This window comes from Neobacillus sp. NPDC097160 (assembly GCF_044762155.1).
Classification (GTDB): Bacteria; Bacillota; Bacilli; order Bacillales; family Cytobacillaceae; genus Neobacillus.
The window spans coordinates 119,215-133,166 of sequence record NZ_JBIWDU010000013.1; the positions used below are offsets into that span (position 1 = coordinate 119,215).

Sequence of the window (13,952 nt, forward strand, 5' to 3'; positions counted from 1 at the left end):
ATAATTCCGCCAACTTTTAGATTTATTCCGCCAAACTTCATTTTTTCAGCACAAATACTATATTTCCTGATCTAATTCCATCAAATGTTTAACCGATTCCGCGGGATTTTCAATTAATTCCGCGGACTTTCTCATTTATTCCGCGGAAAATCATGGTATTCCCGCGAACATTTCTATTTATTCCGCAAGCGCCTCTATTTGTAAAGATTCCTTGACATTTTTCACTATATTCCTTATAGTTACCTAGGTAACTAATTATAGGAATTGGAGTGCACTATGATACGCCACGAATTATTTCATACTCTTCATCAGCTTTCACGTCAACTAACCAACAAGCTAAATGAAGCCTTAAAACCATTGGGACTATACAGTGCCCAGTGGGCAGTCATCTTTGTTCTCAAAAAAAGAGGGTCGCTTACCCAAAAAGAACTTTGTGATTATTTATTTGTTGAAGCCCCGCCAATGACCCGAACTATCCAACGGCTCGTCAAACAAGGCTATGTGAAGCAGGTTCCAGGTAAAGACAAACGGGAAAAACATGTTCAATTAACGGATGAAGCATTAAGGGAATACCCAAGGTGGGAAAATATAGTAAATGAAGTGAATCAAGGGTTACTGAAGGATTTTCCAGAGGCGTCACAAAAAGAACTTCTTAAACTACAAAACAGCTGGTTACAGCAAATTTTATAATAGGGGTGCATTGTATGAACAAACCAAAACTATGGACAAAGGATTTTATCAGTGTTTCCTTAAGTAACTTTTTTCTATTTTTAACTTTTTATATCCTGCTTGTAACACTTCCATCCTACGCAATGGATGAATTACATAGCAGTTCTTCTCTAGCAGGGCTCATGACAACAGTATTTTTACTTTCCGCCATCGTTTCACGCCCACTTGCCGGGCAATGGCTTGAACGTGGAAATCATAAAAAAGTATTGTTAACGGCGCTTATTCTTTTTGCAGGTGCCTCCCTTTTTTATTTTTTCCCAAAAACAATTAGTGGTTATCTTGTAGTCCGTCTATTACATGGGGTTGGCTTTGGTGTGGCAACAACGGCTGTGGGTACAATCGTAGCTGATATTATTCCAGCATCACGCAGGGGTGAAGGAATGGGCTATTTTGTTATGTCAACAAATATGGCAATGGTAATAGGACCATTTGTTGGCTTGTTGGCCATCCAACAGTGGGGATCCCAAATATTATTTATCCTCAGTGTCATTGTTGCTATTGGATCTTTAATTACCGGGCTAAGTGTTAAGCTCACGAAAACAGAACAACCTAATGAGATTAAGGTTTCTTCTTCTTTTTCATTCCGCAATCTTTTCGAAGCTTCTGCCGTTCCTATTGCAATTGTAGGCAGCTTCATGGCAATTGTTTATTCGGCACTTCTTTCATTTGTTTCCATTTATGCAAATGAAATTCACTTGGCAAACGTTGCTAGTCTGTTCTTTGTGGTCTATGCCATTGTATTATTACTTTCAAGACCATTTACAGGAAAATGGCTCGATCAATATGGACCAAATGTAATCAGCTTTCCGTGCATTGCCCTCTTTGCCATTGGGATGTTTGTTTTAAGTCAGAGCAACGGGGCAGTCACATTCCTTCTTTCAGCGGGAATGATTGGCTTGGGCTGGGGAACACTTTTTCCTACCTTTCAAACGATTGCCATTCAAGATGCAGAACCTAGAAAAAGAGGGCTGGCAACAGCAACCTTTTTATCCATCTATGATACCGGTATTGCACTAGGTTCTTTCATTGTCGGTATTATCGCAGTAAAAATGGATTATAGTACGCTATACTTCTTTTGTTCCTTCTATATTTTAATTGGAATGGTACTATATTATTTCCTTCATACAAAGAAGCGGAATTCTACAGTAACCGAAAAAAATCAACAGCAATCCAAAATACAAGAGATTTAACATTTAGTAAACAAACTCCTCCAAATGTTATATAATGGAATGAAACCAAATGGAGGAGTGATTTTCATGGCGAAATCCAATGCCAAGAAATTAAGAGAAAAACTCGCACGCGAAGGAAAAATCAATCCGGAAGCGAAGCGGAGTGAGTTTGTTTTTACAGACATGCGCACACGAATGACCAAGACGAAAAAGGATCATTTATTTCAGTTTAAACACAAGAACCATCATTCCCAGGACGGAAGTGATGGTTCTTTTTATTTTGCTGCTCATTTTTAATAAGCTGAAAATAATGCTTAATTGTTGCGCATTCCCAAAGTCTCAAAACAAGCAGTTCATTTTACATTCAACTTTTGTTAAGTTACGATGAAACTGTTAAATTACAAATGAATATGGAGGTTTTAGGGATGTTTGATGTTGTAGTGATTGGTGCTGGACCTACTGGTGCAAGCGCTGCCTTGTTTACGGCAAAAGCTGGAAAGCAGACATTGGTCATTGATAATGACAAGAGTGTTACAAAAAGGGCTTGGATTGAAAATCATTATGGTGTAGCAGAAATCAGCGGCCCAGACCTTATTGAAACTGGAAAAAAACAAGCTAGTAAATTTGGCGCCGAAATCGTTCAAGCGACTGTTACAAATGTTAGCAAAACAGACAATGGATTTAAAGTTGAAACCGATCAAAACGAGATTGAAGCAAAGCATGTCATTATGGCAACAGGCATGATGGCTGATCTAGCTGAAAAAATCGGCCTAACCACTAAGCCTGGCACAGAACCAAGAATTAAAACGATCCTTGATGTCGATGCTGCCGGAAAAACAAATATTGAAGGAATTTGGGCAGCCGGAACTATTGCAGGTGTGAGCATGCACACTATCATTACCGCAGGAGATGGTGCTAAGGTGGCCATCAATGTGATTAGTGAATTGAACGGTGAACGCTACGTCGATCATGATATTTTGAAATCGTAGAGAAGAATTTCACCAATATCTAAAAGAGACTCATTTGTAGTCTCTTTTTTTTACATAAAAACTATTAATTGACAAGGTCTTATCCTTCCTTTTAAAATTGCTTTATCTTGAATATAGAGAAAGGATCATGTAAACCGGTATTATCATTACAGGAACTACTAAGGAGAAATTTTATGATCAAACAAGACAATAATCTTAAGCTTGTTGTGACTGGTATCCTATTGGCCATTTTAATGTCGGCCATGGATAATACGATAGTCGCAACAGCGATGGGAACCATCGTTTCCGACCTGGGCGGCTTTGACAAATTTATTTGGGTAACATCTGCCTATATGGTAGCTGTTATGGCCGGAATGCCCATTTTTGGTAAACTCTCCGATATGTATGGACGGAAACGTTTTTTTATTTTTGGATTAGTCGTATTCCTCGTTGGTTCGGCCCTTTGCGGAATTGCCCAAACCATTATTCAATTAAGTGTCTTCCGTGCGATTCAGGGGATTGGCGGAGGGGCCCTCATGCCGATTGCCTTTACCATCGTTTTTGATATTTTCCCTCCAGAAAAACGAGGGAAGATGACTGGCTTACTTGGTGCTGTATTCGGGGCATCCAGTGTATTAGGACCGTTACTTGGTGCCTACATAACAGACTATATTAGCTGGCATTGGATTTTCTATGTAAATGTTCCGATTGGAATCATTTCGCTCATATTAATTGTTCGTTTTTATCATGAATCATTAAGCCATTCTAAGCAAAAGATTGACTGGGTTGGTGCTATTACGCTTATTATTTCTGTTGTCAGTTTAATGTTTGCCCTAGAACTCGGTGGAAAAGAATACGCTTGGGGCTCCGCTCAAATTCTGGCGTTATTCGCAAGCTTCTTCGTCTTTATTATTGCCTTTTTCATCGCGGAAATAAAGGCAGCCGAACCGATCTTGCCGCTTTGGCTGTTTAAGAAAAGATTGTTTGCGACCTCGCAAATCTTGGCCTTCCTTTACGGTGGTACCTTTATTATCCTTACCGTGTTTATTCCCATTTTTGTTCAGGGAGTTTACGGTGGTACCGCCAAAAATGCAGGGTTGATTTTGACACCAATGATGTTGGGATCTGTTGCAGGAAGTTCCGTTGGTGGAATCTTTTTAACCAAGACTTCATACCGTAACCTAATGTTGATTTCGATTGTTTCCTACGTTGTTGGGATGTTTTTCCTTGGTACTATGACAGTTGATACTGCCCGCTGGCTATTGACGCTATATATGATTCTTGTTGGCTTCGGGGTAGGTTTTTCATTTTCTTTATTACCTACTGCATCGATTCATAATTTGGAGCCGCAATATCGAGGCACAGCTAACTCTACCAACTCTTTCCTGCGTTCGTTTGGAATGACGCTTGGGGTGACGATATTCGGGACGATCCAGGGAAATGTATTTCAGGATAAATTGAAGGCCGCTTTCGCAGGCATGCAGGGTGGAGGTAATTTTAAGATGGGGGATCCGCGCGAAATTTTCCAAGCTAGCGAGCGCGCGAAGATTCCTGATTTTATTTTATCTAAAATTGTTCATGCGATGTCCGATTCGATTACCCATGCCTTCCTGCTGGCTTTGATACCTATAGCACTTGCTGCGGTAACGATCTTTTTTATGGGTAATGCCCGGGTTGTAGTTACTAAAAAGGAATCTTCTAAAAACTAAAATGAAATGCGGATGGCTTCTTGAGCTGGTCAATTCTCAAAGTCGAAATTTATACCTTCTTAATTCTTCAAGAATGCACCGGTCCATAAGTGGTCCGGTGCATTTATTTATTCTGCAAACTTTCCATCCAAAGTATAAAAAAAAGAACAAAAATTACTTAAAAAACCGAAAAAGGACGCCATAATCTGGTGTCCTTTCCCTTTAAAATAAAATTCCGATCGAAAAAAGCAGTTTTTTCGCAAAAAACTTACTAAATTACCACTTTTTATACCTCAAGATCCTTGCCTTCCTCAACGATATGGAACAGGAGGTGGGCTAAATGGTGAATCGGGCCGTATTCTTCTTCCTCTTCGTTTGTTTCCTCATTGAATTCCAGGTCATTTAGGAATAGTGCCATGAATTCGTAAAAATCCTTCAGCTGGAAAGAGTAGCAGGCAACCGGCTCTTCATTGTCCTCTTCATATTGCAAGACCATGTAGGAGAGGTCCCCATCAGCATCCTCCGCATCAAAAAAGACAAACAAGCCAATATTGGTGTCGAGCTCAAATAGATGTCTCGTTCCGCCTTCTGTTGCTTTATCAAACTCCTCCTGGTTGAGTTTCTGAATTTGCATGCTATCAACATTATCTTCTTGATGAAAACCTACGACAAATGATTTCATAATTCCTCCTTAAATCTCTTCCGAAATGAACAACACATGTCATTAGGATATCCATTATCATGTTGGTTTCATTCGTTTTAAATAAAAAATCACTATCAAGGAACAAATAATTTACATTCCAAGGGTATAAAAAAAACCCCTGACAATCAGGGATTTTTTTACTATCAACCTACAGGTGGGTAAATTGGCCGATCAGCTTGCGTATCGGAATAGGCTACATCATTAGAGACCTTTTGGCTTTTTACACCTGCATTTGCGGAAAAAACAACTAGCATTGAAACGGAAAATAATAATATAGCTAACTTTTTCATAGTAGACCTCCGGTTATTTTATTTAAATATTGAATTGCCTCATTCACCATTCCGTTTTCATGGTAATAATCTGAAAGCATTTTATAAAAACGGGTAAGTTCATCAGAGTTTTCATTTGTCTCTTCTAAATAAGGAATAACTTTTGTTTCTAAATATTTCAACGCCTTTTGCGGTGTTGCCATATGAAGTAAATAAAAGTCTGCCAAAAGTCGATATTCTTTATTTCCCAGCTCTTTTGATAAAGAATTTACTTCTTGAAGACACTCTTTTGCCTTCTCGAATGATTGAAGTGAATAATGGATCACCCCAATCGAGTATAAGGTTACAAGATAATGCTGGTTAAGGTTCGGCTGCAAAGCCAAACTTTTTTCATAATAATAAAGTGCTTCCTTTACATTCTTCATTTTGTTTTGCAAAAACCCCATGTTATGGTAAATTTGCGGCAACATTTTTTCTTCTTTTAATAATTCTGCATTTCGGATTAAATGCTGAAAACATCCTTCCGCTTCTTCGGAAATATTGGATTGAGTATAATTAATCCCTAGCATCATCAGTGTGTGAAGAATTCGCAGGAAGTTGTGCTGATTCATAAAGATTTGCAGGGCCATTTTCCCAAAATGAATCGCATGACCTGTTTGCTCGAGTGAGCTTTTTACAAGTGCTCGATGATAAAGAAATTCCCCACTTGTCGTTTCATGATCATTTTCTGTATATAAGGTATCAAGTATGTCATCTGCATTTTTATACTGACCTTTTAAGATTAAGAATATCGCATTATAGTAGCGAAATAAATAGTTCTCATGTTGGGAAAAATTTTTCTTTTGCTTGTATAATAAATCTCTTTGAGCAGCTGCTTCTTCAAATAAACCCTTGAATAATAGATATCTATACTTATATAATTCGCAAATATAAAAATGTTTTGAGAAGGGGATGAGATGTTCAATATTCTTTAATTTCTGATAGGTTTCATCTATTTCATCCTTCAGATAAAAATTGATATTACCGTTAAGTTCTCTTAAGAGGATTTTGATCTGTTCCTCCTTTTCTTCCATCTCTTCTATGCTGATCCTTAACCGTTCTAGTAATAACGAAATCGTTTCCTCGTTGGCTTCCTTTGAGTTGTTCTCTATTTTGCTTAAATGTGGGACAGAACAGATCCCTTTTGCCAGCTCCGTCTGTGTCATGCCTTTTTGTGTCCGATAGAATTTGATCAAAGCTCCGAATTCCATAATCCCACCAGCTAGCCTTTCGTTTTTTACCATTTTACTACAATAGATTTTTTTTACAATATTTTCTGAATATTTTTCCATATACTTAGTACAATCTACTCAATTAAGCAGGAGAAAATTCCCGTTTGCTAGTTGGGAAAATTTTTGATTTTTATGAAAAAAACGATTAACTTATTTAAAAAAAGAAAAACCAGCCCCATTAAAAGGCTGGTAATCTAGAAATATTTCTTTTTCCAAAAAATGAATGCTGTTAAACTTGTTAAAAATGCAGAAATGACAAGCGGTATTGCATAGGAATGTGTCGCATGCTGGAAGGGAATATCGACGTTCATTCCGTAAAAGCTCGCCACCATCGTTGGGAAAGACAAAATAATCGTGATCGAGGTTAAAAACTTCATGACAATGTTCAAGTTATTGGAAATGATTGAGGCAAAGGCGTTCATCATCCCGCTTAAGATGGAACGATAGGTTTCGGCCATCTCAATTGCCTGTGTGATTTCAATAATAACATCCTCTAATAATTCCTTGTCTTCCTCATACATTTTTAAATAGTTAAAGCGGAGAATTTTATCGAGTACAACCTTATTTGACCGTAAAGAGGTTGTAAAATAAACTAAACTTTTCTCTAACGCAAGAAACGCATATAGTTCTTTATTTTTCAAGGATTGGTGAACTTCACGTTCAATTTCATTCGTTTTCTTATTGATTTGCTTTAAATATCGTAGGTAAAAGGATGAAATGACAAACAGAATCTGGAGAGCAAATCTTGTCTTTTTAAATGTAAAGAACTCTTTGACTCGGTTTTTTCGGAATTCTTCTAAAATAGGTGTATCTTTTAATGAAACAGTAATAATACATTCATCTGTCAAAATAATGCCAATTGGTATTGTCTCATAAACGGTGAGTCCTGATTCGTCTTGGACGGTATATGGAAAGTCGACAATTATATAGATCCTTCCGTCATCCCGTTCAATCCTTGGACGTTCTTCATCATCCAGGGCATCTTTTATAATATCAACATCGACTTGCGCATCATTGGATACTTTATTAATTTCTTCTGACGTTGGAGCATACATGTTGACCCAGCAGCCTTTTGAAATCACATCAACTTTTTCTAACACCCTTACCTCGGTGCTTTTATAAATTTCTAACATGGCAATACCTCCTCACTACTTTGTTCGAGGAAGCCAACAACCTTTTCTAGAGTTGATATTCTTGCTATTCAATTCAATCCATTCAAAGACATTGACTTCCCTTCGCCTCTTGGGGTCCGGGTCTACGGAATAACTCAAAAATATCAACTCCCTCTTCGCTTTTTTTTATCCTACCCTATCATAACCTCAATTTACCGAAAGTACAAAGGAGTTTTTTTAGAATTTATTTGTATCTTCAGGGAAATAGGGATTCAAATGAATTAATACTTCATGGATATTATCATTTTTATCCATCAGTTTTTGTTTGATGGTTTTCGCCAGATCATGCCCCTGCTTGATTGTGTTAAAATGATCGATGGAAATACGTAAATCAACTAATACATAATGACCATGCTCTCTTGCCCGAATGCGGTCAATCCGCTTTACTTCTTGAAACTCGTTAACAATGGCAATGTACTCCTGCAGTGTCTCTGTATTAATATTACGCTCAAGTAAGATATCAAATGCCTCTGTCAGCATTTCCTTCGCAATTTTAAAAATAAGAAAGGCGACAAAAATACTCGCGGCCTTGTCTCCGTATAGTAAGTATTGGATATCAAACCGGTCCCCGATAATTGAAATGAGTACCCCGATTGCTGCGGCAATGGATGCAACAATGTCTGCTTTATGGTCAAAAGCTATTGCCTCGATGGCCTTACTTTGATTTTGTTTGGCCACCCGGAGAGAGCTTCGGTATAAAATAATCTTGGTAATAAACGAGAATAGCGCGACCCACATCGCTAAGAAACTGGGTGATTCCACCTTGTGAAAGAGACCACTGACCCCTTCGTACGCAACATAAATGGCAACAAGTAAAAGCAGAATCCCGATAATTTCAGAAACGATTACCTCTGCCTTTCCATGTCCATATGGATGTTCTTTGTCAGCCGGTTTATTGGCAATTTTTATCACCAGCAAAACAATAACAGAAGCGAAAACATCGGCAGCAGAATGAATCCCGTCCGCGAAGACTGCATCACTCCGCCCATACCAGCCAATGATGATTTTTCCTAATGTAAGGATGATGTTACTAATTACACTAATCCAGGCCACCTTTTTAGCCAGCATTTCTCTCATTTCCATCGTAAATCACCCCTAAAAATCCCTCTAGAAATCATAGCAAATACAAACTAGATGGGTCTAGAGAAAAAGTCTTGCGCTGTCTAAGCAATGTTGACTACATACAAAAAAACTTCTTCATTCTTCATCCATGCTATTTTCTTTTTTCCTCATTTCTACTTCTTCCACAACAGAAATTCTGTTTATTTGGTCATGTAGATAATGGAATGCCTGATCTAATTCTTCACGTGTCGGAAATTCATTTTTTCGTTTCATAAATGTTTCACCTTTCAAATTTTATAGGAGTAATAATTTGAAAATAAGAAAAAATACCGTTGTAATGCTTATATTCAAAAGGAGGATGACATGATGGACAAAAAACGCGCAAATCCCAAGAAAGAATTAGCTGGAAGTTTTTATCATCCAAGTTATTATCAAGAAAAGGATACCTTATCCTCAGGACTTGCAACTACACATGAGCAGGTTAGCGACACGTATGCAGAAGGAGAAATAGGTGCCGTCATTGATGATGTAAATGGAAATGATATTACGATTCCGCAAAAAGGCTTTGAATGAGATAATTCATTAGGAAAACAGCTCTCAACCGAAAGCTGTTTTCTTTTTTTCCACTATCATTTCTCATCCTGATCAACATAAGGGTCGTGTTCATAGGCCGGCAGATCGCCAAAGCTTGTCATAATACCTTCTTCGTCTAGGGCATCCTCATACTTTTCATGCTGTGGATTTGGATATACCTTGATATCTTTTCCATACATATCATTACCGACAAAATTTTCATAGTCCTCAACATACCCGATATTTTCATCTGCTTCCACATACATATCTTGATAATCATCCTGTGGAAAGGCTAAATCTGATGGTGTATCAGATGTTCCCCATGCTGCCACGGTCTGCCAGGAGTCTTCGGCATCAAAACCAACGTTCTCATCCTTTTCGTCCATATCAAATTTTCCGAATGGCGGCATCAATACCCCCTCTTCCACCGGCCGATTATGAGAGGTAATTTGATCCTGGCTGTGCTCGATACAAAAGGTGGTATTAGGAAGGGCCTGTAACCGTTCTACAGGAATGTCTTTTCCGCACACATCACATTTCCCATATGTTCCATTTTCCATTGCCTCTAAAGCCCTGTTTATATTCCCCAACTGTGTTACATAATGCTCGTTTAAGGCAATATCCTTTTCACGTTCATATAATTCGGTGGCTTCATCGGCCGGATGGTTATCATAGCTCGATAACTCGCCCATTGATTCATGTGCATGTCCACGTTCCAATCCAAAATGGTCATTTTGTTCCAACCGTTCCTCCACTTCACCTTTTTCCTGCAACAATTGCAACCGTAACTCAGCTAACTGCTGTGTCGATAACATGCGCTAAACCCCTTTCATGGAAAAAGCGTAATCTATCTCACCATTTATTTTGATTTATTGTTTTTATCGTACCCTTATATTTTCATTTGTTTCACGCTTGATTATGTAATAAAGTGAAACTTCTATCGGTGGATGTTTTTCCCACCGATGGTTAGTTGAACCAATCAGGCTTTTACCGGCAGTTGATCACCCAATTATCCTTTTTAACAACAACGTCTTTAAGTGGGGGGCTTACTGCCCGTTAATGCGGGGAGAAAATTTAATTAATTCCATCAAAATCCTATCACATGTATCACAAGGAACCTGTATAAGAATTGCTTAGGCGTATATCTTAAGGATAATCACGACGATTAGAAACGAGGCGATTAGTGTGGTTAAAAGGCTGGTCCAGGGGAAAATAACATGAAATGGTGGCAGCTTTCTTTATTTGGCGTAGGCTGCACAATTGGCACAGGTTTCTTTCTTGGCTCGAGTTTAGCCATAAAAATGACAGGTCCAGCCATTTTAATTGCCTTCCTCCTTGCAGCCATTGGCACCTATTTTGTATTTGATGCCCTTTCCAAAATGACCTCACAAGAGCCGTTGGAGGGTGGTTTTCGGTCGTATGCAAAAAAAGCTTATGGACGCTGGGCGGGCTTTAGCTGCGGCTGGGTCTACTGGTGCTCAGAAGTGCTCATTATGGGCAGTCAGATGACTGCGCTCTCGATATTTTCACGTTTCTGGTTTCCCAAAATCCCTTTATGGATCTTTGCGACGATCTATGGGGTACTGGGAATAGCCGTTATTCTCATCGGTGTAAATCTATTGAACAAAATGGAAAATATTCTGGCCATCTTAAAAATTTCTGCGATCGTCATGTTTGTTATTATTGCTTCACTTGCTATTTTTGGCATCATTGATGGCGACAGGCCAATTCAATACCCAAACAGTAAAAAGGAATTAATTCCTGGCGGGATAAAAGGGCTATGGTCCGCGGTCATTTTTGCGTTCTATGCTTTTGGGGGAATCGAAATTTTGGGATTAATGGCCACGAAATTAAAGGACCCAAAAGAAGCACCAAAGGCCGGAAGGGTCATGTTGCTTATGCTCACAATCATCTATGTCCTTTCAATCGGTCTGGCTGTCATGATGGTGTCTTGGCATACATTCAATGCTAAAGAAAGCCCGTTTGTCATTGCCCTGGATGCCTACCATCTTTCGTTTGTGCCCCATTTTTTTAATGCTGCTTTAATCATTGCCGGTTTTTCGACGATGACTGCCTCCCTATATGGTGTTACAAGCGTTCTTGTAACCTTAGGGAAAGAAGGTGACGCCCCGGCCAGTTTTTCAAGGAAAGGGAAATTAAAGGTTCCCCTGCCAACATTAATCATGACGTTGTTAGGAATCACGGCATCTATTGTGTCAGCATTGGTTATGCCAAATCGAATTTATGAATATATCACGACAGCCGCTGGATTAATGCTGCTTTACAATTGGATCTTTATTCTTGCCTCTTCTAGAAAAATTCTAAAGTTAAGACTGAAGGAGAAATTGATGTATTCCACCGGGGCCATTTTTATCTTAATTGCCGTAACCGGAACATTGTTTCATGACACGAGCAGGCCGGGATTCTTTATTAGTTTAGCTTTTCTCGGCATAATTGGGATTATTACCTTTATCATGAACTTTAAATGGAAAAAGAAAAAGAGTAAAGTACTCAAGCCATGGCCGACGGCATGAAAAATCCGGCGAATGTCCCGCCGGATTTTTTTATTACCCAAATAGATTTTGAAATGCCTGCATCCCAAAGTAAATGCCGAAGCCAATCAAGGAAAGTCCGGATAAAAGAGAAATTCCAACAAGCCAATGGGAGGTTAAATAGTTGCGGGAACTGCTTGCCACACCTGCCATGGCAATATCCCATACCAAGAGCCCAATAAAAATAGCACTGCTATATAGCACCAATTGACTGGTATCATAGACCGCAGCTGTCTTCGCCAGAACTGAGCCGTAAATACCCAACCAAAAAAGGATGGTAAGTGGATTTGAGATGGACATCAAGAAGCCTGAAAAAAATGATTTGATCAACGGCTCCTTGCTCCTTGCGTACTCTAAATGGATCTTTCCTGCATTCATGAATGTTTCTACACCGGTGTACATCAAAACAAAACAGCCAAAAAACCAGAGAAAGGTTTGCATAAATGCCGTTTCAAGAAACTGGACAACCCCTATGTAAACGATAAGCATATAGATCCCGTCGGCGACCACTGCCCCTACCCCAATAAGCCAGGAGTGCATAAACCCATTTCTGATTCCCCTATCAATTTGGGCCGCATTAATCGGGCCAATCGGAGCCGCCAGCGACAACCCAAGTAAAATATAGCTTAAAAATACATTCATGATTATCTCTCCCCAAACCGTAAATAGGTGCTTGTCTATTCATTTCTATTCAGCTAGGGGAGTTTGTACCACAAAAAAAGAGCTTTCCGATTAGGAAAACTCAGGGAAAATTATTTGTTTGGTTCCGATACTTTTCTAAAATCAAGGCTGAACCCATCATCCTCCAGCGTATGATTAAGCAAATGGTGCCTTGTGATCGGCAGATTAAATGAATCAATATCGACAATATACTTAGGACGCTGTTTCGTTTCTTTATAAATCTTGCCGATATATTCGCCAATTAATCCGATTGCAATTAATTGCAGGCCGCCGATTAACCAAATAGAAGTAATCAAGGACGTCCAGCCCGTCTCGGTATTACCAAAAAATTTAAGTGCTAAAAAGTACCCACCGAAGACAAGACTCATGAAAAAGGAAACAAAACCCGTGACCAATACAAAACGGATTGGTGATATAGAAAAGGAGGTAATGCCATCAAAGGCAAAGCCGACCATTTTTTTAAAAGGATACTTCGTGACACCAGCATGCCTTTCTAAGCGATCGTAATACACCACATCCGAGCGAAAGCCCAACAGTGGAACAATCCCTCTTAAAAAAAGATTTACCTCACTAAACCGCTCTAATTCTTCCACTGCTCTTTTGCTCATTAACCGGAAATCCGCATGATTATAGACAAGGTCAACCCCCATCTTTTTCATTATTTTGTAAAACCCCTGGGCTGTGCTTCGTTTAAACAGCGTATCCGTGTCACGTCCTTTTCGGACACCATAAACAATTTCATATCCTTTATTGAACTTCAGGATAAACTCCCTGATGACGCTAATATCATCCTGCAGGTCAGCATCAATCGAAATCATACAATCGGATCGCTCTTTTGCTGTAAACAAACCAGCTAGTAAGGCATTTTGATGCCCCACATTCCGCGATAATTTTAAGCCGCGGACATATTCGTTCCGCAAGCCTTCTTTGTAAATCAACTCCCATGTACGATCCTTACTTCCGTCATCAACAAACAGGATTTTGCTTTGCCTCGAAACTAGCTCCTCAACCATCAGTTCTTTTAACAGCACCTGAAGCTGGTCGATAGTCTCTGGCAAAACGTCTTCCTCGTTATAGCATGGAACAACAATCGTAAGGACTGGTTCTATCATTGC

The 13,952-nt window shown here is 39.1% G+C and carries 16 protein-coding genes; 7 read left to right on the plus strand and 9 right to left on the minus strand.

The window, feature by feature from the left end; translation table 11 throughout:
* Nucleotides 1-276: 276 nt before the first annotated feature.
* From ACIQXV_RS18805 to ACIQXV_RS18825, 5 genes are all read left to right on the plus strand, one after another.
* Nucleotides 277-690: a MarR family winged helix-turn-helix transcriptional regulator gene (locus ACIQXV_RS18805; protein WP_402960991.1), complete on the plus strand. Its 414-nt coding sequence runs from the start codon at nt 277-279 to the stop codon at nt 688-690.
* A 14-nt stretch (nt 691-704) separates the two neighbouring features.
* The gene (locus ACIQXV_RS18810) at nt 705-1,919 is read left to right on the plus strand and encodes an MFS transporter (RefSeq protein ID WP_402960993.1); all 1,215 of its coding nucleotides are present in this window, start codon (nt 705-707) and stop codon (nt 1,917-1,919) included.
* Between the two features lie 66 nt (nt 1,920-1,985).
* Nucleotides 1,986-2,195 (plus strand): hypothetical protein, encoded by a 210-nt coding sequence (locus ACIQXV_RS18815; protein ID WP_402960995.1) that lies wholly within the window; start codon nt 1,986-1,988, stop codon nt 2,193-2,195.
* A gap of 128 nt (nt 2,196-2,323) precedes the next feature.
* The gene (locus ACIQXV_RS18820) at nt 2,324-2,887 is read left to right on the plus strand and encodes an NAD(P)/FAD-dependent oxidoreductase (RefSeq protein WP_402960997.1); all 564 of its coding nucleotides are present in this window, start codon (nt 2,324-2,326) and stop codon (nt 2,885-2,887) included.
* Between the two features lie 173 nt (nt 2,888-3,060).
* The gene (locus ACIQXV_RS18825; protein ID WP_402960999.1) at nt 3,061-4,575 is read left to right on the plus strand and encodes an MDR family MFS transporter; all 1,515 of its coding nucleotides are present in this window, start codon (nt 3,061-3,063) and stop codon (nt 4,573-4,575) included.
* Between the two features lie 265 nt (nt 4,576-4,840).
* Here ACIQXV_RS18825 and ACIQXV_RS18830 read toward each other — a convergent pair whose 3' ends face one another.
* The 6 genes from ACIQXV_RS18830 to ACIQXV_RS18855 form a co-directional block, all read right to left on the minus strand.
* Nucleotides 4,841-5,236, minus strand: coding sequence for a cytosolic protein (locus tag ACIQXV_RS18830; protein ID WP_402961001.1), 396 nt, complete (start codon nt 5,234-5,236; stop codon nt 4,841-4,843).
* Nucleotides 5,237-5,400: 164 nt separating this feature from the next.
* Entirely contained in the window at nt 5,401-5,547 is a 147-nt protein-coding gene (locus ACIQXV_RS18835) for a hypothetical protein (RefSeq protein WP_402961003.1), read from the minus strand.
* Nucleotides 5,544-6,776 (minus strand): tetratricopeptide repeat protein, encoded by a 1,233-nt coding sequence (locus tag ACIQXV_RS18840; protein WP_402961005.1) that lies wholly within the window; start codon nt 6,774-6,776, stop codon nt 5,544-5,546. Before ACIQXV_RS18840 ends, ACIQXV_RS18835 begins: the two co-directional genes overlap by 4 nt.
* A 215-nt stretch (nt 6,777-6,991) precedes the next feature.
* Nucleotides 6,992-7,930 (minus strand): magnesium transporter CorA family protein, encoded by a 939-nt coding sequence (locus tag ACIQXV_RS18845; RefSeq protein ID WP_402961007.1) that lies wholly within the window; start codon nt 7,928-7,930, stop codon nt 6,992-6,994.
* Nucleotides 7,931-8,146: 216 nt separating this feature from the next.
* Complete coding sequence (locus ACIQXV_RS18850) at nt 8,147-9,052, minus strand: cation diffusion facilitator family transporter (protein WP_402961008.1); 906 nt, start codon at nt 9,050-9,052, stop codon at nt 8,147-8,149.
* A gap of 114 nt (nt 9,053-9,166) precedes the next feature.
* Nucleotides 9,167-9,304: a hypothetical protein gene (locus ACIQXV_RS18855; protein ID WP_402961010.1), complete on the minus strand. Its 138-nt coding sequence runs from the start codon at nt 9,302-9,304 to the stop codon at nt 9,167-9,169.
* A 93-nt stretch (nt 9,305-9,397) separates the two neighbouring features.
* Between ACIQXV_RS18855 and ACIQXV_RS18860 the strand changes: the two genes are divergently transcribed.
* Entirely contained in the window at nt 9,398-9,604 is a 207-nt protein-coding gene (locus ACIQXV_RS18860; protein ID WP_402961011.1) for a YozQ family protein, read from the plus strand.
* Between the two features lie 56 nt (nt 9,605-9,660).
* Here the strand turns inward: ACIQXV_RS18860 and ACIQXV_RS18865 are convergent, their stop codons facing one another.
* Nucleotides 9,661-10,419, minus strand: coding sequence for a TraR/DksA C4-type zinc finger protein (locus tag ACIQXV_RS18865; RefSeq protein ID WP_402961013.1), 759 nt, complete (start codon nt 10,417-10,419; stop codon nt 9,661-9,663).
* Nucleotides 10,420-10,821: 402 nt separating this feature from the next.
* Between ACIQXV_RS18865 and ACIQXV_RS18870 the strand changes: the two genes are divergently transcribed.
* Entirely contained in the window at nt 10,822-12,138 is a 1,317-nt protein-coding gene (locus ACIQXV_RS18870; RefSeq protein WP_402961015.1) for an amino acid permease, read from the plus strand.
* 33 nt (nt 12,139-12,171) lie between these two features.
* On the opposite strand, the gene ACIQXV_RS18875 is transcribed toward ACIQXV_RS18870, so the two are convergent.
* Nucleotides 12,172-12,798, minus strand: a complete 627-nt coding sequence (locus ACIQXV_RS18875) for a LysE family translocator (RefSeq protein WP_402961017.1) — start codon at nt 12,796-12,798, stop codon at nt 12,172-12,174.
* Between the two features lie 110 nt (nt 12,799-12,908).
* A complete protein-coding gene (locus ACIQXV_RS18880) occupies nt 12,909-13,949 on the minus strand; it encodes a glycosyltransferase family 2 protein (protein WP_402961019.1) in 1,041 nt (346 codons plus the stop codon).
* Between the last annotated feature and the right edge of the window lie 3 nt (nt 13,950-13,952).

Excerpts from the sequence above, each read along its gene's own strand:
- ACIQXV_RS18805 (WP_402960991.1), top strand. The coding sequence starts at position 277 with ATGATACGCCACGAATTATTTCATACTCTTCATCAGCTTTCACGTCAA.
- ACIQXV_RS18810 (WP_402960993.1), top strand. The coding sequence starts at position 705 with ATGAACAAACCAAAACTATGGACAAAGGATTTTATCAGTGTTTCCTTA.
- ACIQXV_RS18815 (WP_402960995.1), top strand. The coding sequence starts at position 1,986 with ATGGCGAAATCCAATGCCAAGAAATTAAGAGAAAAACTCGCACGCGAA.
- ACIQXV_RS18820 (WP_402960997.1), top strand. The coding sequence starts at position 2,324 with ATGTTTGATGTTGTAGTGATTGGTGCTGGACCTACTGGTGCAAGCGCT.
- ACIQXV_RS18825 (WP_402960999.1), top strand. The coding sequence starts at position 3,061 with ATGATCAAACAAGACAATAATCTTAAGCTTGTTGTGACTGGTATCCTA.
- ACIQXV_RS18830 (WP_402961001.1), bottom strand. The coding sequence starts at position 5,236 with ATGAAATCATTTGTCGTAGGTTTTCATCAAGAAGATAATGTTGATAGC.
- ACIQXV_RS18835 (WP_402961003.1), bottom strand. The coding sequence starts at position 5,547 with ATGAAAAAGTTAGCTATATTATTATTTTCCGTTTCAATGCTAGTTGTT.
- ACIQXV_RS18840 (WP_402961005.1), bottom strand. The coding sequence starts at position 6,776 with ATGGAATTCGGAGCTTTGATCAAATTCTATCGGACACAAAAAGGCATG.
- ACIQXV_RS18845 (WP_402961007.1), bottom strand. The coding sequence starts at position 7,930 with ATGTTAGAAATTTATAAAAGCACCGAGGTAAGGGTGTTAGAAAAAGTT.
- ACIQXV_RS18850 (WP_402961008.1), bottom strand. The coding sequence starts at position 9,052 with ATGGAAATGAGAGAAATGCTGGCTAAAAAGGTGGCCTGGATTAGTGTA.
- ACIQXV_RS18855 (WP_402961010.1), bottom strand. The coding sequence starts at position 9,304 with ATGAAACGAAAAAATGAATTTCCGACACGTGAAGAATTAGATCAGGCA.
- ACIQXV_RS18860 (WP_402961011.1), top strand. The coding sequence starts at position 9,398 with ATGGACAAAAAACGCGCAAATCCCAAGAAAGAATTAGCTGGAAGTTTT.
- ACIQXV_RS18865 (WP_402961013.1), bottom strand. The coding sequence starts at position 10,419 with ATGTTATCGACACAGCAGTTAGCTGAGTTACGGTTGCAATTGTTGCAG.
- ACIQXV_RS18870 (WP_402961015.1), top strand. The coding sequence starts at position 10,822 with ATGAAATGGTGGCAGCTTTCTTTATTTGGCGTAGGCTGCACAATTGGC.
- ACIQXV_RS18875 (WP_402961017.1), bottom strand. The coding sequence starts at position 12,798 with ATGAATGTATTTTTAAGCTATATTTTACTTGGGTTGTCGCTGGCGGCT.
- ACIQXV_RS18880 (WP_402961019.1), bottom strand. The coding sequence starts at position 13,949 with ATGATAGAACCAGTCCTTACGATTGTTGTTCCATGCTATAACGAGGAA.